Raw genomic sequence first — 18,830 nt, 5'->3', positions numbered from 1 at the left:
CGGCTAGTTTCCTAGTTTGCTATTTGATTTTCATTGAGTATCAGATTTAAGAAATTAACTTCCTCGTCTCCAGAAAATCGCTAAAACAATCATGGAACCTAGTACTGCCGGAATAATGGCAGTTCCTGCTATTATCGGTCCCCAAGTCCCAAAAAGCAAATGGCCTATAAAGGCACCAATCCATCCGAGAAACATTTTTCCAAAACATCCCATTCGCTCTCCACGATTGGTCAGAGTACCTGCTAAAAATCCCACTAGGAGACCAACGAACATACTTCCTAACATATTATCTCCTTAATTTGCCCAATCTCCGTTACGGAAGAGTGGTACACGTGTCCCATCCTCACGGATACCATCGATATCCATTTGGTTAGAACCAATCATAAAGTCTACGTGAACATCTGAACGGTTAAGCCCCGCAGCTTCAAGATCCTCTTCGCTCATCTCCGCTCCACCAACTACGCTAGTAGCATAGGCTGCACCAATCGCCAAGTGGTTTGAGGCATTCTCATCGAAAAGGGTATTAAAGAAGGTAATGCCTGACTGAGAAATTGGGCTTGGATCTGGTACCAAGGCACATTCACCCAAGGCACGCGCACCCGCATTTTCGAAGACAAGGTCTTTCATGACCTGATCGCCTTTTTCTGCAGTGATATCCACAATTTGTCCATCCTTAAAGGTTACTTTAATTCCTTCGATAATATTTCCGTTATAACTAAGCGGTTTTGTAGACGTTACATAACCATCTGCACGACGGAAGTCAGGTGCTGTAAAGACTTCCTCTGTCGGCATATTTGGCAAGAATCCTTCGCCCTGCGCATTAATAGCGCCAGCTGATTCCCAAACGTGGTTCTTCGGCAATCCAAGGGTCAAATCTGTTCCTGGTGCTGTGTAGTGAAGAGCTGAAAATTGCTCTTTATTAAGCATATCTGCCTTGCTCTTGAGGATAGCTGCATGCTCTTCCCAAGCCTTAACAGGATCTTCTTCATAGACACGGCAAGTTTTGAAAATTTGGTCCCAAAGGAGACCGACTGCTTCTTCATCGTTCGCAGCATTTGGAAAGACTTTCTTAGCCCACTCAAGTCCAGCAGCGGCTGCTACCGTCCAGCTAACCTTGTTAGATTGAGTCGCGATACGCATAGGCTTCATGGCAAGTCCCATAGCTTTAGCAGAAGCTGATAGCTTGTCAGCATCCACACCGTTCAAGGCACCTGGATCAGATGAACGAACTCCAAGACGGCTAGCTTTGTTTTCCAAGAGATAGTTCATCTCAGCAATCTTGTATTCTGGCACATTGTCCAAACGCTCCATCGGGGCATGGAGGAATTTCTCACGGTTAATCACATCATCTGTCCACTGAACGATGACCTCATGCGCACCCAAGGCATAAGCTTCTTTCACGATTAGATGTGCCAATTCACGTTGCTCCACATCAATAGAGAGAGCCAAAGTGTGACCAGGTTGCACGTTAATTCCGTTCGCAACCAACAATTTCGCATATTTTTCTAGATTTTCTTTAAAATTTGGTAAAACCATGTAATTTTCTCTTTTCTATTTTTATTTTTCTTTCACAGCAGAGAATAATCCTGCTAAAGCAATGACACCTGACAAAAGTGCTGTTGATAGAAGAATTGTCTGATCAGCAAGGTCTAATTGATACTCAAAGACTTTTTCAGCTGGTTTGTCTTCCGCAAAAATTCTTAGTTTCATGAAATGTCCTTTCTTATTCTTCATGCTCTCCTAGGTAGAGGCGTCGTGCCTCTGGACTATTTGTGAGGATATCTATATAGGTTTCATAGTCATCAGGCAGAGGCTTTCCTAAAGAGATATCTTGTTCTGGATTTATATTTTTCCCATAAAGAAAGCAAAGATAGAGACGTTCGTTGAGTGTTGGAAATACTTCAATAGACATAAGTTCAGCCTGACCTACCCGATCCCAATCCTGTTCTTTGATATCTGATATGATATAGGTTTGGAAGAGTCCCATAAGTGGATTATCTTCTGGTAGTCCACTGTCTTTATCCGCCAGGACCAAAGAACAACGTCTACCAAAACCAGCAAGTTGGCGCTCCCTTCCCTTTACCGAAACAGTAATAGGATGCCCTCCAATATGGCTATAAATCCATTCTTTAGGCAGTTCATAATTTAACAGGGGGGGTAACTTCTTTGACAATCGCTACAGGACTATAGCGTAGAAACTGGCGAGTAACAGCCTTACAAAAGAGGATATCTTCATCTTTCAAGGTCACTCCCTTCCAGTTATTTTCCTCATTAAAATGGTTGAAAAATACCAGATAGGGATCACGCACCATTTGTGCTAATACATAAACGCCATTTCGCAAACGTATGGAAATAACTTTCCCTGGTTTCCAGGGTGTTGCTCTTTTTTTCTTTTCCATCATGATACAACCTCAAACCTACACAAGACATTTCAAACTATTAAAACAAATCATCAAACAAGCTGAGCTGGTTATCCTCTGGCATATTTCCAAGAATCCCCATCTCATCCATCTTTTCAACCAAGGTTGATGAGAGTCCACCACGCTTGCGTAGTTCTGTTTTAGAGAGGAATTCTCCCTCTTCACGCGCTCGCACCAACTGCTTAGCAACGTTCTCTCCCAGACCATCCATTGCTACAAATGGCGGGATGAGGGTGTCTCCATCGATGAGGAATTCAGTCGCATCACTGCGGTAGAGATCGAGTTTGCCAAACTTAAAGCCACGCTCCCACATCTCATTGACAATCTCAAGAGTTGTATAAAGATCAATTTCTACATTAGAGGCTTCATTGTTCTTCCGTTTTTCAGAGATTTCTTCCATTCTGCGCTTGATAGCCTCCAAGCCCGCCCCCATGGTCTTGATATCAAAAGCCTTAGCACGGATTGAGAAATAAGCACAGTAGTAATAAATGGGATGATGAACCTTGAAGTAAGCTACGCGCAAGGCCATCATAACGTAGGCTGCCGCATGGGCTTTAGGGAACATGTACTTAATTTTCCCACAGGATTCGATATACCACTCTGGTACCTTATTAGCCTTCATGGCTTCGATGTAGCCATTGCGTTCCTCTTCGGAAATCTTGAGCCACAATCCCTTACGTACCCGTTCCATGATGGTAAAGGCCATCTTAGGTTCGAGACCAGCATGCATGAGGTAAACCATGATGTCGTCCCGACAACCAATAACAGTCGATAGGTCTGCTATTCCTTGCTTAATCAAATCTTGGGCATTTCCCAACCAGACATCTGTACCATGGGATAGACCTGAGAGCTGAAGCAACTCCGCAAAAGTCGTCGGATGGGTTTCATCTACCATGCCTCGGACAAAGTTGGTTCCAAACTCTGGAATCCCCAGCATACCCGTAGGCGTTCCGATTTGCTCAGGTGTTACTCCTAGCACATCAGTCCCAGAAAAGAGTGCCATCACGCCTTCGTCATCCATAGGAATTTCATTAGGGTCAATCCCAGACAAATCCTGAAGTTTCCGAATCATGGTCGGATCATCATGTCCTAGAACATCTAGCTTGAGGACATTCTCATCGATATCGTGGAAGTTAAAGTGAGTGGTCTGCCATTCAGCCGTCACATCATCTGCTGGATACTGGACAGGCGTAAAATCATAGACATCCATGTAGTTAGGAATAACAACGATTCCCCCCGGGTGTTGTCCTGTTGTCCGCTTGACACCAGCGGCACCTTGAGCGAGGCGTTCTACCTCTGCGTCACGATAAAACTTGCCATAATCTCGCTCATAGCCCTTTACAAAGCCATAGGCAGTCTTGGCAGCCACCGTACCAACCGTTCCTGCACGGAAGGCATATTCCTCACCAAAGATATCACGCACATCCAAGTGGGCGCTAGGCTGGTCTTCTCCCGAAAAGTTCAAGTCAATATCAGGAACCTTATCCCCATCAAAACCAAGGAAGGTCTCGAAAGGAATATCTTGCCCATTTTTGCTGAGTTTGTGACCACAGTTTGGACAGTCCTTATTGGGCATATCAAAACCTGAACCGTAAGATCCATCGGTGATAAACTCACTATACTGACACTGACCACAGACATAGTGAGGAGAGAGAGGATTAACCTCCGTAATCCCAATCATAGTCGCAACGAAACTGGAACCAACAGATCCACGGGAACCAACCAAGTAACCCCGTTCATTGGAACGTTGCACCAGCATCTGCGAGGCTAGATAAATCACGGCAAATCCATTCCCCAAAATAGAGGTTAGTTCTTTTTCAATCCGCAAATCAACAATATCTGGCAACGGATTTCCATAAATCTCAAAGGCCTTCTTATAGGTTAATTCGGCAACTGTTTCTTCAGCCTTGTTGATGAAAGGCGTGTACAAGTCACCCTTAACGACCTCAACAGGTTCAAAGATTTCTGCTAAGGCATTGGGATTTTCAATAACCAGTTTACGAGCCAGTTCCTCTCCCAAGAAGGCAAATTCATCCAACATCTCATTAGTCGTTCGAAAATGAGCCTTGGGAAGAGGAGCGGGTTGGGCATGTTCACCATGACCAATGGTTCGGTTAATCATAGCCCCCTGTCCCAAACTACGGACGATAATTTCACGATAAATCTCTTCTTCCGGTTCGATATAGTGGACATTTCCCGTAGCCAGAACAGGCTTGCCAAGGCGGTCTCCAACCTCTATCAAACTCTTGATAATGGTCTGGAGTTCCTCCATATCCTTGACCTGCTCCTTGGCAATCAAGGGAGCATAAATAGCAGGTGGCATAACCTCGATAAAGTCATAATACTTAGCCAACTCAACCGCCGCATCCACACCTTGGGAAACGACTGCATCAAAAACTTCGCCTTCTGCACAAGCTGATCCTAAAATCAAGCCCTCCCGATGGGCATCTAGAACCGTTCTCGGAATCCGTGGTACCCCTTCAAAGTACTTGGTATTAGACAAGGAAACCAGCTTAAAGATATTTTTTAGCCCTACTTGATTCTTGACATAAATGGTCGCATGTTTAATCCGAGCTTTTTTATAAGAATCTGGACTAATCAAATCAATGTTTAGTCTATCCAAGTCGGTCACACCATGTTTTTCTGCCACCTCTTTGATAAAGATGAAAAGCAGACGACCAGTAGCTTCCGCATCGTAGTTGGCCATGTGGTGATGTTCCAAAGCCACACCAAAACGCTTAGTCAAAGGCCCCAAACCATGACGTTTGTACTCAGGATAGAGGTTTCGAGCAAACTCCAGCGTATCAATCACTGGCTGACTAATCTTTGGCAGACCATGACGCTCATAATTGGCATTCATAAAGCCAACGTCAAAGGTCGCATTGTGGGCGACTAGGACCGTATCCTTGCAAAATTCTTGAAATTCCTGTAACACTTGTTCCAGTGGTTTAGCATTTTTGACATGGTCATCTGTAATTCCAGTCAACTCAGTAGTAAACGCTGACAAGGGATGTCCAGGATTAATAAATTCATCAAATTCAGCAATGACATTCCCCTTGTACATCTTAGAGGCCGCAACCTGAATCAAATCATTATAGATAGCTGAAAGTCCCGTCGTTTCCACGTCAAAGACCACATAGGTCGCTTCTGACAAGTCCATCTCCACTTCGTTATAGACGATAGGGACACGGTCCTCCACGATATTGGCTTCCATCCCATAGATCAGCTGGATTCCCGCTTTCTTAGCCGCCTTATAGCCATGTGGGAAGGACTGGACATTTCCATGATCCGTGATGGCAACCGCCTTGTGTCCCCACTTAGCAGCTGTTGCAACGATTTCTTCTACCTCTGGCAAAGCATCCATAGTCGACATGTTAGTATGAGCATGAAACTCAACCCGACGCTCACCTTCTGGCATCAAATCCTTCCGCTCATAGTGAACAACTTCCTGCACATCCTGTACGTTCATCGTCAAATCTCGTGTGAAGTTATTCATCTCCACATTCCCACGCACTCGGAGCCAAGAATTCTTCTTGATGAGATCAAACTTTTGAGCTTCTTCCTCATTTTTAACCCACTTTTGCATAGAAAAACTTGAAGTGTAGTCCGTCATTTTAAAGTTGATCAAAACACGCCCTGTTCTGGTCACTTTTTGCTCCACATCAAAAACAACCCCTTCAAATACCAAACGATTTTCCTCCGTCGTCACTTCGATCATAGGAGTAATCTCCGCCTTATCCAGCTTGGGTTTAGCTGCAGCTTTTTTGGCTTGAAAATCAAAGGCTGGTTTCTCTTCAGCTGGAGGTGGTGCCATCTGTTCCAGTTGTTCCATAGCACGAAGCGCTTCCTCATTGGCAGCTTGAACAATCTGCTCATTTTCAGCATGAAAGGCTTCCTCTTGCTCTTGGGTCAGCACATCATTTTTCTCTACTTGACAATTAAAAGTTGGAAAGCCAAATTGTTCAAGTTGTTTCGCTAAATTAGGAAGATGATTCTTCTTAAAATGTTCCTTATCAATCGCCTCTGAACCCTCAATAAAGAGTTGATTGCCCTCAGCACGAACTTGCAAATTCTGATAAAGAGATTTAAAACCTTGACTAGCACATGGCCCTTCAGAAAAAGCTTCTCTATAATAGGCCTGCAAGAGCTGATTTGAAAATTCTTGAGACAGAGCCTTGATCTCAAAAACAGCTTTATTGCCTGTCTTAGAAAATTCTTCGCTTAAACCTTTCTTTAATTCTAAAAAGATTTCAATCGGTAAAATATTAGAAAATATGAAATGAAACTCCCATACCTTACTAATTTTATGAACTACAACTCGCTCAATATCAGCCTGTGATAAAGCAGGAGCCTGTCTCATTTCAGCAGGCATCCCCAATTGATTCATCAAAATTTCAAAACTGTTTGACATTCATTTTCCTCACATTATTCTCCTACTATTTTACCATATTTAGAGGTATTTTCTAAAGACAAAAGGAAGCCACTAAGTGACTTCCTTCTAGAGCGAGGACTGATTAGTCTTCACCTTTGTTTTTCTTAATGATTTCTTCTTGTACTGACTTAGGTACATCTTCGTAGTGGTCAAATACCATCATGAATGTACCACGTCCTTGAGATGCAGAACGAAGAACTGTTGCGTAACCGAACATTTCAGCAAGTGGAACGTAAGCACGAACGATTTGGCTGTTACCGTGTGCTTCCATACCATCTACACGTCCACGACGAGCAGTTACGTGACCCATAACATCACCAAGGTTTTCTTCTGGAACAGTGATTGTTACAAGCATCATTGGTTCAAGGATAGCTGGTTGTGCTGATTTAGCAGCTTCTTTCAGAGCAAGTGAAGCCGCGATCTTGAAGGCAGTTTCAGATGAGTCGACATCGTGGTATGAACCATCGTAAAGTTTAGCTTTAACGTCAACCATTGGGTAACCTGCAAGAACACCGTTAGCCATAGATTCTACCAAACCTTTTTCAACCGCTGGGATAAATTCACGAGGAACCACACCACCGACGATTGCGTTTTCGAATTCGAATCCTTTACCTTCTTCGTTTGGAGTAAATTCAATCCATACATCACCAAATTGACCTTTACCACCAGACTGACGTTTGAAGAATCCACGAGCTTGAGTAGAAGCGCGGAATGTTTCACGGTAAGATACTTGAGGAGCACCTACGTTTGCTTCAACTTTGAACTCACGACGCATACGATCAACAAGGACATCAAGGTGAAGCTCACCCATACCAGAGATAACTGTTTCACCAGTTTCAACGTTTGTTTCAACGCGGAATGTTGGATCTTCTTCAGCCAATTTTTGAAGGGCGATACCCATCTTGTCTTGGTCAGCTTTAGATTTTGGCTCAACCATCAATTGGATAACTGGTTCTGGAACGTTGATTGACTCAAGGATGATTTTAGCTTTTTCATCTGTCAATGAGTCACCAGTTGTAGTATCTTTCAAACCAACGGCAGCAGCGATATCACCTGAGTAAACAGTGTCGATTTCTTGACGGCTGTTGGCGTGCATTTGAAGGATACGTCCGATACGTTCACGTTTACCTTTGGAAGTGTTCAATACGTATGAACCTGATTGAAGAACACCTGAGTAAACACGGAAGAATGTCAAACGACCTACGAATGGGTCAGTCATGATCTTGAAGGCAAGAGCTGCAAATGGCTCTTCATCAGATGCTGGACGAGTTTCTTCAGCGTCTGTATCTGGGTTAATACCTTTGATTGCTGGGATGTCAAGTGGGCTTGGAAGGTAGTCGATAACCGCATCAAGCATCAATTGAACACCTTTGTTTTTGAAGGCTGAACCACACAATACTGGGAAGAATTCAACGTTGATAGTCGCTTTACGGATACCAGCTTTCAATTCTTCGTTAGTGATTTCTTCACCTTCGAGGTATTTCATCATCAATTCTTCGTCAGTTTCAGCAACTGCTTCAATCAATTTTTCACGGTATTCTTGAGCTTGGTCAAGGTATTCAGCTGGGATGTCTTCTTCAAGGATATCTGTACCAAGGTCGTTAGTATAGATTTCAGCTTTCATCTTGATTAAGTCGATGATACCACGGAAGTCATCTTCAGAACCGATTGGCAATTGGATTGGGTGGGCATTTGCTTGAAGACGATCGTGAAGTGTGCTTACAGAGTAAAGGAAGTCAGCACCGATTTTGTCCATTTTGTTGGCAAATACGATACGTGGAACTCCATACTCAGTTGCTTGACGCCAAACTGTTTCAGTTTGAGGCTCAACACCTGATTGTGAGTCAAGAACTGTAACCGCACCGTCCAATACACGAAGAGAACGTTGTACTTCGATAGTGAAGTCCACGTGTCCTGGTGTGTCGATGATGTTTACGCGGTGGTTGTTCCATTGAGCTGTTGTCGCAGCAGATGTGATAGTGATACCACGCTCTTGCTCTTGCTCCATCCAGTCCATTTGTGACGCACCTTCGTGAGTTTCACCGATTTTGTGGATTTTACCAGTGTAGTAAAGGATACGCTCAGTTGTAGTTGTTTTACCAGCATCGACGTGAGCCATGATACCGATATTACGAGTTTTTTCAAGTGAAAATTCGCGTGCCATGAGGTTTGTTTCTCCTATTTATTTTTGATTTCTATTCTATTATAACACGATTTTAATAAAAACGGATAGGCAGGACCTACCCGTTCTCAATGTTTTCATGCTATTGTTGGTTTCAACTTACGAGATGGTAAGTTGAGTTATAGCTAATACTAATCGATTTAGCTAATTTGAACCCAGGCTAAAAGCTTGGAAAATAGATAAGCTCTCCTAGAATCTTCGATTCTTCGTCAAGCTTCCTAATTTTCAGTCGCTTTTTTAACGCCCTTAGTATCTTAATCTTACCAACGGAAGTGTGCGAATGCACGGTTAGCTTCAGCCATACGGTGAGTGTCTTCACGTTTCTTAACAGCTGCACCAGTGTTGTTAGCAGCATCCAAGATTTCTTTTGCGAGACGGTCTTGCATTGTGTGTTCACCACGAAGACGAGCGATTGTTACCAACCAACGAAGTCCAAGTGTTGTACGACGTTCTGGACGAACTTCAACTGGGACTTGGTAGTTAGAACCACCAACACGACGTGCACGTACTTCAAGTACAGGCATGATGTTTTCCATAGCTGTTTCAAATACTTCAAGTGCATCGTTGCCAGTAGCTTCTTTGATTTGCTCAAAAGCACCGTAAACGATTGAAGCAGCTGTACCACGTTTACCGTCAAGCATAACGCGGTTGATAAGACGAGTAACTAGTTGTGAATTGTAAAGCGGATCTGGCAATACGTCACGTTTTGGAGCTCTATTTTTACGACTCATTTCTCTTTATCCCCTTTCCTTATGCTTTTGGACGTTTAGTACCGTATTTAGAACGGCCTTGTTTACGATCGTTAACACCTGCAGTATCAAGTGCACCACGGACGATATGGTAACGTACCCCTGGAAGGTCTTTTACACGTCCACCACGAAGAAGAACCACGCTGTGTTCTTGCAAGTTGTGTCCGATACCTGGGATGTAGGCAGTAACTTCGATAAGGTTGCTCAAACGTACACGAGCGAATTTACGAAGGGCTGAGTTAGGTTTTTTAGGTGTCATTGTTCCAACACGAGTTGCAACACCACGTTTTTGTGGTGAAGAAACGTTTGTTTGAACTTTTTTATGACTGTTGTAACCAACGTTCAAAGCTGGTGATTTAGATTTTTCTACTTTTGATTTACGCGGTTTGCGAACCAATTGGTTAATTGTAGGCATCTACATACTCCTGTGTTTTTTTTATTTTTGGTGATGATACACTTGGTGACAGATATCATCTGTGTGTACTTTTGCAACATTTGTCAGCACGTCCCTGTACACTCTTGAGAGACCAAAAGTAAAAAGTACCGTCTATTATTGTAACAAAATTTTCCCTTGCTTGTCAAGATATTTTTCTTTTTTATTGTTAATCTTTTCCTAAGCTAACTTCTCAAAGTAACTTCCATTTGCCTGATCGAAGTGGAAATTAGTCTAAAACGGATTTTTATGGTGGAATTAAGTGTGAGACTTTCCGTTCCATCGTTGATAATATGGGAAAAGGCCCGTCAACGATTTCAAAGGAAATTAAGCGCAATCGCATCATGCATCCAACATCCGTCAAATCTGATTGCACGGATTGCACACTTATCAAAAAGCTCCTTATGTCTGTAACAACGCATTTTTCTCATACTAAAAGCTAGGTTGTGGAAAACTGGAAGTTAGTTTTATATTGAATTGAAATAAGACATGAACAAATCTATTGGGAAAGTCAACTTAATTTCTAGAAATGTTTTAATAGCAACAACGTACTATTCTAGTTTCAAGCTACTATAGAAGTTCCTCTTTTCATTCTCTCAAAAGTCAATCATAAAAGAGGAGGAATCGAAGTTCCTCCTCTTCACTGTTTACTATCGAATCAAGTAAATCAAATCGTTACTCATTCACAATTTTTTCATCAACTTTAGGGTTTAGAGTTGTTCCCCAATGTGTAATTGTACGCTGTTGTACTAGTGGTAAGTCTGTGCGGTTGTAAACTGTACGCCATGGTTCCCATACAAGACCTGTCTTTTCTTGAACCTTGATACGAAGATTACGGACATTTCCTCTAAATTGAATCTCTGTTTGGAAGCCTGAAGTTCTGTTTTTTCCGTTATCTTCCCATTGACGTGAACGGATTTCTGGATTTCCTTGTTCATCATATGTAATTTCATCCCAATAAATGTAGTAACGCGCAATATAAGCACCCTTATGATGAAGTTTCAAGAAACCATTTTTGTAAGAAGTAACCTTCGTTTCGATATAGTCTGTACTATTTTGTAAAGTTGCTTGGGCATTATCTTTTAGGAAGGCAGTCTTATATGAGATTGGCACAGCTGGACTTTGAGCGCTAAAGTTAGCTCCTTCTCTGATGAGTTCCTTCAAGTTTTCGACTGTTCCTGTGACAACTTTGCCAGCACCGCTAGCATTACCTCCTACAATTACTGCTGTTACAGAAGTATTCTTCAATAGACGGCTCCATTCAGAATTTGGAGCAATTGTTGCACCTTTGATAACCGCATTAATAGCTGCTTTTAATTCAGTAGACTTACTTGTTGACTCAAACTTAACATAGATTTGACGTCCGTAAGAAACGTTTGATACATATACAGGTGGAGTTTGTGAATCAACGCCTCTTTGTTTTAAATCTTCAGGTGTCACACTCTTGTCAAATACAGCCGCTGGATTGGTCGGTGCATCAAATGTCGCTGTATAGTAAATTTGTTTAAAGTTTACAACTTCAATTTGCTTTTCACCCTTTTGCACAGCCTCAAAGTCAATCTTGAGCGGTGCGCCTGCTTTTTCAAAGTCTGCACCAAATTTTGCTTTCAATTGGTTCATGCTATAGGCTGTAGTTGATTCATACTGAACACGGGCAGGAACGGAATGGCTAGATGAGTAATTCTTTGTCCATCTTTCAACCAAGGTATTCATCGCAGACTGCATACCACTAGTTGTAGGATCTGCTTCAATTCGGCTGTCAGACTGAATCATACCAGGTAAATCGACGCTGACTGTCCCCTTTGCACGGGCAAGACTAATCAATTCTGGCTGATTTTCTAGCAGATTTTGGTTGGCTTTATACAAGCCACCTAGGAAGACATTTTGATTTCCATTGATGGAAACATCTGCTGTGCCTGTAGAGAGGGTTTTCTTGATTTTTTCTACAACGACAAACTCTCCATTTTGTTCCTTAGCACTTGTGTTGTAGCGATTTTCTAAGGTTTCTCCCTTGCGAGTTAAAATATCCAAAGGATTATAAGTTAAACCAAAAAGGTAGTCTTTCAATGCTGATGTTTGATTTACTACTGGTGCGGTTCTGTCCTGTCCAACTTGAGTTGTTGCTGAACGGAATACTTCCACTTCTGCCAAGCTCAATGGAGTATTTTTAGTTTTCAACTCCACTTTTACATAACGAGCGTCTTTGGCGGTGAAGAAAACTTCAAGTTCTGCCTTCCCATTCAAACTATCAAAGTGTTGACGAGCAACTTCTTGTTTTGCTTCATTTAACAAAACAACATCAAAATTGGAAAGACGATTAGCTACATTCCCATCTCCACGATTGTAAAGTTTAACTTTTCCAACATTCTCTGTTTTTCCAAGATCAACTTGCCACCAAGCATTGTCTTCAAAGTTTGTATGCGTTACAGAATGGTGCCCATAGTCACTATCAACATTACCATCCACTGCTCGTGTAGCAGCTCCTCCATAAGCAGTAGAACTTTGACTAGCTTGTTTTCCACGAGCGATGTTTTCTGTCTCAACTGGACGATTCCCTTGCTCTGTAGCCAAAGCTACTCCCTGAGCGTTCAATAAAAAGGCCGCAACAACAGCACTACACACACCGAGTCCACACTTTTTGACAAAGCGATGCAAACGTTTTTCTTGATTCATTCCTTATTCCTCCGTTTTTAAATGAATGCGTTTTCCTATTTGTCTATAGTCTATCAAATTTCAAGCAAAAGTCAAGCACAAACCAGCAAAAAAGTCAAGAAAATAAGAAGAAAACGTTTGCTGAATTTTCTGATATTTTCTTTCGATTTCCAGTAAATACTATAGTTTGGAAACTAGATAACACTTGAAAAACACTAACTTTTTTCTTTTCCTATTTATAATTTCACTAGATGAGCTTTTTAAAAGAAATATTAGAGATCAATTTCTGAATAAAAATAGCTGAAAACACATCATCTTCCTAATAATACGTCTTGTCTTATGTGACATTTTTATACTCTTCGAAAANNTTTCATTGAGTATTATTTCCATTATTTATACTGATATATAAAATAATACGGAAAACTTCTCAAAAGTAAGAATTTCTTTGACAAACCAAAGAAAACGCTTGCATATTGTTTTACTACATGCTATACTGGTATAGAAATTTATTGATTGGAGAATCATCATGAGAAAAACACCAGCTCAAACTGAGAAAAAAATGGTCTACAGCATCCGTTCCCTCAAAAATGGAACTGGTTCTGTCCTTATCGGCGCAAGCCTTGTCTTGCTTGCCATGGCTACACCAACTATCTCAGCAGACGAAAGTACACCAACCACTAACGCAAATAATAGTGAAACTACTACTGCCCTTGCCCAGCCTCTTACTGATACAGCAACTAGCACTGGTAAGAAAGAAAGCGATTTTTCTTCACCTAATAATGCAAGCGCTTCCCTAGAGAAAGAAGAAAAACCTGCAACAGAGGCTACCACTCCTGTTGCAAGCCCAGCCGATCCAGCACCACAAACTGGACAAGATCGTTCAAGTGAGACAACTACTTCCACTAGTCCAGTAACGACTGAAACTAAGGCAGAAGAGCCCATCGAAGATAACTACTTCCGTATCCATGTCAAAAAACTTCCTGAAAAAAACAAGGATGCTCAAGGACTATGGACTTGGGACGATGTTGAAAAACCATCTGAAAATTGGCCAAACGGAGCCTTGTCCTTCAAGGATGCCAAAAAAGATGACTACGGCTATTACCTAGATGTCAAATTAAAGGGAGAAGAAGCCAAGAAAATTAGCTTCCTCATCAACAATACAGCTGGAAAAAATCTAACCGGCGATAAATCTATAGAAAAACTAGTTCCAAAAATGAACGAGGCTTGGTTAGACCAAGATTACAAGGTTTTCTCTTACGAGCCACAGCCTGCAGGAACTGTTCGCGTCAACTACTACCGCACAGATGGCAACTATGACAAGAAATCTCTCTGGTACTGGGGAGATGTGAAAAATCCAAGTAGCGCTCAATGGCCTGACGGAACAGACTTTACGGCTACAGGCAAATATGGCCGCTATATCGACATTCCTCTTAATGAAGCCGCAAGAGAATTTGGATTTTTATTACTAGATGAGAGCAAAGAAGGAGACGACGTGAAAATCCGTAAAGAAGATTATAAGTTTACAGATTTGAAAAATCATAGCCAAATTTTCCTAAAAGACGATGACGAATCAATTTACACAAATCCATACTATGTCCATGATATCCGCATGACAGGGGCCCAACACGTAGGAACTTCTAGCATTGAAAGTAGTTTTTCAACACTTGTCGGTGCTAAAAAAGAGGATATCCTCAAACACTCCAACATCACTAATCACCTAGGAAATAAAGTAGCTATCACCGATGTTGCAATAGATGAAGCTGGTAAAAAAGTGACCTACAGCGGAGATTTCTCTGACACAAAACACCCATATACTGTTAGCTACAATTCCGGCCAATTCACTACCAAAACAAGCTGGCGCCTGAAAGATGAGGCTTACAGCTATGATGGTAAACTTGGAGCTGATCTTAAAGAAGAAGGAAAACAAGTTGATTTGACCCTCTGGTCACCAAGTGCTGATAAGGTTTCTGTCGTTGTCTACGACAAGAATGACCCTGACAAAGTAGTTGGAACTGTCGCTCTTGAAAAAGGGGAAAGAGGAACTTGGAAACAAACTCTAGACAGCACAAACAAACTCGGAATCACCGATTTCACTGGATACTACTATCAATACCAAATCGAGCGTCAAGGTAAAACTGTTCTTGCACTCGATCCTTACGCTAAATCTCTTGCTGCTTGGAATAGCGACGATGCCAAGATTGACGATGCCCATAAAGTGGCTAAAGCCGCCTTTGTAGATCCAGCTAAACTCGGACCTCAAGACTTAACTTATGGTAAGATTCACAATTTCAAGACTCGTGAAGACGCCGTTATCTACGAAGCTCATGTGCGTGATTTCACTTCAGATCCTGCCATTGCAAAAGACTTGACCAAACCATTTGGTACCTTTGAAGCCTTTATTGAAAAACTAGACTACCTCAAAGACTTAGGTGTGACCCACATCCAGCTCCTTCCAGTCTTGTCTTACTACTTTGTCAATGAATTGAAAAACCATGAACGCTTGTCTGACTATGCTTCAAGCAACAGCAACTACAACTGGGGATATGACCCTCAAAACTACTTCTCATTGACTGGTATGTACTCAAGCGATCCTAAGAATCCAGAAAAACGAATCGCAGAATTTAAAAACCTCATCAACGAAATCCACAAACGTGGCATGGGAGCTATCCTAGACGTAGTTTATAACCATACAGCCAAAGTCGATCTCTTTGAAGATTTAGAACCAAACTACTACCACTTTATGGATGCTGATGGGACACCTCGAACTAGCTTTGGTGGTGGACGCTTGGGGACAACCCACCATATGAGCAAACGGATCCTAGTTGACTCTATCAAATATCTAGTTGATACCTACAAAGTGGATGGCTTCCGTTTCGATATGATGGGAGACCATGACGCCGCTTCTATCGAAGAAGCTTACAAGGCTGCACGCGCCCTCAATCCAAACCTAATCATGCTTGGTGAAGGTTGGAGAACCTATGCTGGTGATGAAAATATGCCTACTAAAGCTGCTGACCAAGATTGGATGAAACATACCGATACTGTCGCTGTCTTCTCAGATGACATCCGTAACAACCTCAAGTCTGGTTATCCAAACGAAGGTCAACCTGCCTTTATCACAGGTGGCAAGCGTGATATCAACACTATCTTTAAAAATCTCATTGCTCAACCAACCAACTTTGAAGCAGACAGTCCTGGAGATGTCATCCAATACATCGCAGCCCATGATAACTTGACCCTCTTTGACATCATTGCCCAGTCTATCAAAAAAGACCCAAGCAAGGCTGAGAACTATGCTGAAATCCACCGTCGTTTGCGACTTGGAAACCTCATGGTCTTGACAGCTCAAGGAACTCCGTTTATCCACTCTGGTCAGGAATACGGGCGTACCAAACAATTCCGTGACCCGGCCTACAAGACTCCAGTAGCAGAGGATAAACAACCAAACAAATCTCACTTGTTGCGTGATAAGGATGGCAATCCATTTGACTATCCTTACTTCATCCATGACTCTTACGATTCGAGTGATGCTATTAACAAGTTTGACTGGACTAAGGCTACAGATGGAAAAGCATATCCTGAAAATGTCAAGAGCCGTGACTATATGAAAGGGTTGATTGCCCTTCGTCAATCTACAGATGCCTTCCGACTTAAGAGTCTCCAAGATATCAAAGACCGTGTCCACCTCATCACTGTCCCAGGTCAAAATGGCGTGGAAAAAGAGGATGTAGTGATTGGCTACCAAATCACTGCTCCAAACGGTGATATCTACGCAGTCTTTGTCAATGCGGATGAAAAAGCTCGCGAATTTAACTTGGGAACTGCCTTTGCCCACCTCAGAAATGCTGAAGTTTTAGCAGATGAAAACCAAGCAGGACCAGTCGGAATTGCCAACCCTCAAGGACTTGAATGGACTGAAAAAGGCTTGAAATTGAATGCCCTTACAGCCACTGTTCTTCGAGTCTCTCAAAATGGAACTAGCCATGAGTCAACTGCAGAAGAGAAACCAGACTCAACCCCTTCCAAGCCTGAACATCAAAATGAAGCTTCTCACCCTGCACATCAAGATCCAGCTCCAGAAGCTAAACCTGATTCTACTAAACCATCTGCAACAGTAGCTGATGCAGAAAATAAACCTAGCCAAGCTACAACTGGTTCACAAGCTTCACAACCAGCACAAGAAGCACAAGCATCATCTGTAAAAGAAGCGGTTCGAAACGAATCGGTAGAAAACTCTAGCAAGGAAAATATACCTGCAACCCCAGATAAACAAGCTGAACTTCCAAATACAGGAATCAAAAACGAAAACAAACTCCTATTTGCAGGAATCAGCCTCCTTGCGCTCCTTGGTCTCGGTTTCTTACTAAAAAATAAAAAAGAGAACTAAACTAGCCCTCCTATAGAACTATCCCCCAAGCCTTAACGCTCGGGGGATTGATTTTTGCCCTGATAAGCCTATCTATCAAATCATATATTCTACACTATAGGTCGCATCCGAGAGTATTCGTGCCAAAAATTGCTTGGTTCGTTCTTCTTTTGGACGACTAAAGAAATCATGGGCATTATTTTCTTCAACAATTTTCCCACCGTCCATAAAAATAACATGATTGGCTACATCTCTAGCAAAACCCATCTCATGAGTCACTACTACCATAGTAACTCCTTCTTTAGCTAACTGTTTTAAAACATCTAAAACATCCCCTACCAACTCTGGATCCAAGGCCGATGTTGGCTCATCTAATAAAATGACCTCTGGTTTCACAGCAATGGCACGCGCAATACCGATTCGTTGTTGCTGGCCTCCAGAAAGCTGAGAGGGATAGTAAGCTTTATAAGCTAGTAAACCAACTTTTTCTAAGGCAGCTTCCGCACGTTTTGTTGCTTCTTCCTTAGGAATTTTCCGAGCAATAATCAAGCCCTCCAAAATATTTTCCAAGGCCGTTTTATTAGCAAATAAATTATAATGTTGAAAAACGAAAGCAGTCTTCTTGCGAATTTCTAAAATATCTTTTTTAGTCAATTTTCCAAGGTCGTATTCTTTATCAGCAAGCTTCAAAGAGCCACTATCGGCTTTTTCTAAATGATTGAGACATCTGAGAAAAGTCGTTTTACCTGATCCAGATGGCCCCAATATTACAACCACATCCCCTTGGTTGACCTTGAGATTAACATCTCCCAGGACTTGTCTGTCTCCAAATTTTTTTGCAACATGTTCTACTTGTAACATTGTCTCCTCCTATGCTAAACCTGTACTGGGCACTACTTGTCCCTTTCTTCTTTGAATATAGCGTTTCTCTAAGATTGAAAAGCCCCATTGAATCAATCCGCAAATAAGAATGTACTGTAAAAAGATCACAAAATAGGATTCAAAATACTGATAACCATAAGACGCTTCAACACGGGCAATTGCTGTAATATCCTTAATGGTCATCACAAAGACCAAAGAGGTTCCTTTTACAATATTTATGACTAGATTAGCCAGATTGGGCAAGGCTGATTGCAAGGCCTGTGGAAAAACAATCCTCACATAAGCCTGACTAGTGGTTAAACCAATCGCTTGTGCAGCTTCTAATTGTCCCTTATCCACAGTCAAAATAGCCGAACGTAAGATTTCTGATAAACTACCTGTTGTCATCAAACTATAGATAATAAAAGCATAATAGATCGGATTGAGTTTAAAGATATCAACATCACTCCCTATGCTTTTGAGAAATTGATTGAGCAAACTCGGAAACAAACTATAAAAGAAAAGAATCAGCAAAATCGGAGGTGTTGCTCTTATAAAAGCTAGATACACGAGAGAGAAAGTTCGAACACCTTTGACTTTATATATTTGTCCCAGAGCTAAAAACAAGGCTGGTCCAAAACTTAAGACCATGGCTACAATCATAATGATTAAGGTGGTTGGCACCCCTTTTAAGGTCTCTAAAAAAGTTTTCGCAATATAGTCTAAATCCATATC

The 18,830-nt window shown here is 41.8% G+C and carries 13 protein-coding genes and 1 pseudogene; 2 read left to right on the top strand and 12 right to left on the bottom strand.

Annotated elements, in window-relative coordinates; translation table 11 throughout:
- Positions 1-54 precede the first annotated feature (54 nt).
- From HT709_RS03785 to rpsL, 9 genes are all read right to left on the bottom strand, one after another.
- Positions 55-285 carry a GlsB/YeaQ/YmgE family stress response membrane protein gene (locus HT709_RS03785; RefSeq protein ID WP_000901572.1) on the bottom strand — a complete coding sequence of 77 codons (231 nt, stop codon included), beginning with the start codon at positions 283-285 and terminating at the stop codon, positions 55-57.
- 9 nt (positions 286-294) lie between these two features.
- Positions 295-1,536, bottom strand: coding sequence for an aminopeptidase (locus HT709_RS03780; protein WP_172925527.1), 1,242 nt, complete (start codon positions 1,534-1,536; stop codon positions 295-297).
- 21 nt (positions 1,537-1,557) lie between these two features.
- On the bottom strand, positions 1,558-1,710 hold the full coding sequence (locus HT709_RS03775; RefSeq protein WP_031222513.1) for a hypothetical protein: 153 nt from the start codon (positions 1,708-1,710) through the stop codon (positions 1,558-1,560).
- A gap of 13 nt (positions 1,711-1,723) precedes the next feature.
- Entirely contained in the window at positions 1,724-2,173 is a 450-nt protein-coding gene (locus HT709_RS03770) for a hypothetical protein (protein ID WP_240156667.1), read from the bottom strand.
- Positions 2,139-2,402: a hypothetical protein gene (locus HT709_RS11700; protein ID WP_240156666.1), complete on the bottom strand. Its 264-nt coding sequence runs from the start codon at positions 2,400-2,402 to the stop codon at positions 2,139-2,141. The genes HT709_RS03770 and HT709_RS11700 overlap by 35 nt, the downstream gene beginning before the upstream one ends.
- Before the next feature lie 37 nt (positions 2,403-2,439).
- Positions 2,440-6,831 carry a PolC-type DNA polymerase III gene (locus HT709_RS03765; protein WP_000071434.1) on the bottom strand — a complete coding sequence of 1,464 codons (4,392 nt, stop codon included), beginning with the start codon at positions 6,829-6,831 and terminating at the stop codon, positions 2,440-2,442.
- A 103-nt stretch (positions 6,832-6,934) separates the two neighbouring features.
- A complete protein-coding gene (gene fusA / locus HT709_RS03760) occupies positions 6,935-9,016 on the bottom strand; it encodes an elongation factor G (RefSeq protein WP_000090345.1) in 2,082 nt (693 codons plus the stop codon).
- Positions 9,017-9,294: 278 nt separating this feature from the next.
- Positions 9,295-9,765: a 30S ribosomal protein S7 gene (gene rpsG, locus HT709_RS03755; protein ID WP_000087873.1), complete on the bottom strand. Its 471-nt coding sequence runs from the start codon at positions 9,763-9,765 to the stop codon at positions 9,295-9,297.
- A gap of 19 nt (positions 9,766-9,784) precedes the next feature.
- The gene (rpsL, locus tag HT709_RS03750) at positions 9,785-10,198 is read right to left on the bottom strand and encodes a 30S ribosomal protein S12 (RefSeq protein ID WP_001142332.1); all 414 of its coding nucleotides are present in this window, start codon (positions 10,196-10,198) and stop codon (positions 9,785-9,787) included.
- A 275-nt stretch (positions 10,199-10,473) separates the two neighbouring features.
- Between rpsL and HT709_RS03745 the strand changes: the two are divergent.
- A pseudogene (locus tag HT709_RS03745) lies at positions 10,474-10,634 on the top strand (helix-turn-helix domain-containing protein); the annotation flags it as partial.
- A 257-nt stretch (positions 10,635-10,891) separates the two neighbouring features.
- Here the strand turns inward: HT709_RS03745 and HT709_RS03740 are convergent.
- On the bottom strand, positions 10,892-12,889 hold the full coding sequence (locus HT709_RS03740) for a thiol-activated cytolysin family protein (RefSeq protein ID WP_138703071.1): 1,998 nt from the start codon (positions 12,887-12,889) through the stop codon (positions 10,892-10,894).
- Between the two features lie 505 nt (positions 12,890-13,394).
- On the opposite strand from HT709_RS03740, the gene spuA reads away from it, so the two are divergent.
- Positions 13,395-17,255, top strand: a complete 3,861-nt coding sequence (gene spuA, locus HT709_RS03735) for an LPXTG-anchored pullulanase SpuA (protein ID WP_101514417.1) — start codon at positions 13,395-13,397, stop codon at positions 17,253-17,255.
- A 75-nt stretch (positions 17,256-17,330) separates the two neighbouring features.
- Here the strand turns inward: spuA and HT709_RS03730 are convergent, their stop codons facing one another.
- On the bottom strand, positions 17,331-18,095 hold the full coding sequence (locus HT709_RS03730) for an amino acid ABC transporter ATP-binding protein (RefSeq protein ID WP_000942261.1): 765 nt from the start codon (positions 18,093-18,095) through the stop codon (positions 17,331-17,333).
- Positions 18,096-18,104: 9 nt separating this feature from the next.
- On the bottom strand, positions 18,105-18,827 hold the full coding sequence (locus HT709_RS03725; RefSeq protein ID WP_000362517.1) for an amino acid ABC transporter permease: 723 nt from the start codon (positions 18,825-18,827) through the stop codon (positions 18,105-18,107).
- Positions 18,828-18,830: the final 3 nt, after the last annotated feature.

The organism is Streptococcus sp. 1343 (genome assembly GCF_013277355.1).
GTDB classification, from domain to species: Bacteria; Bacillota; Bacilli; order Lactobacillales; family Streptococcaceae; genus Streptococcus; species Streptococcus pseudopneumoniae.
The sequence above is the reverse complement of the archived record's forward strand: the minus strand, read 5'-3'. Positions and strand labels throughout refer to the sequence as shown.

What these genes read in the sequence shown, in the direction of transcription:
- fusA (WP_000090345.1), bottom strand. Translation starts at nt 9,016, where the DNA reads ATGGCACGCGAATTTTCACTTGAAAAAACTCGTAATATCGGTATCATG.
- HT709_RS03775 (WP_031222513.1), bottom strand. Translation starts at nt 1,710, where the DNA reads ATGAAACTAAGAATTTTTGCGGAAGACAAACCAGCTGAAAAAGTCTTT.
- rpsG (WP_000087873.1), bottom strand. Translation starts at nt 9,765, where the DNA reads ATGAGTCGTAAAAATAGAGCTCCAAAACGTGACGTATTGCCAGATCCG.
- HT709_RS11700 (WP_240156666.1), bottom strand. Translation starts at nt 2,402, where the DNA reads ATGATGGAAAAGAAAAAAAGAGCAACACCCTGGAAACCAGGGAAAGTT.
- HT709_RS03785 (WP_000901572.1), bottom strand. Translation starts at nt 285, where the DNA reads ATGTTAGGAAGTATGTTCGTTGGTCTCCTAGTGGGATTTTTAGCAGGT.
- spuA (WP_101514417.1), top strand. Translation starts at nt 13,395, where the DNA reads ATGAGAAAAACACCAGCTCAAACTGAGAAAAAAATGGTCTACAGCATC.
- rpsL (WP_001142332.1), bottom strand. Translation starts at nt 10,198, where the DNA reads ATGCCTACAATTAACCAATTGGTTCGCAAACCGCGTAAATCAAAAGTA.
- HT709_RS03725 (WP_000362517.1), bottom strand. Translation starts at nt 18,827, where the DNA reads ATGGATTTAGACTATATTGCGAAAACTTTTTTAGAGACCTTAAAAGGG.
- HT709_RS03730 (WP_000942261.1), bottom strand. Translation starts at nt 18,095, where the DNA reads ATGTTACAAGTAGAACATGTTGCAAAAAAATTTGGAGACAGACAAGTC.
- HT709_RS03740 (WP_138703071.1), bottom strand. Translation starts at nt 12,889, where the DNA reads ATGAATCAAGAAAAACGTTTGCATCGCTTTGTCAAAAAGTGTGGACTC.
- HT709_RS03765 (WP_000071434.1), bottom strand. Translation starts at nt 6,831, where the DNA reads ATGTCAAACAGTTTTGAAATTTTGATGAATCAATTGGGGATGCCTGCT.
- HT709_RS03780 (WP_172925527.1), bottom strand. Translation starts at nt 1,536, where the DNA reads ATGGTTTTACCAAATTTTAAAGAAAATCTAGAAAAATATGCGAAATTG.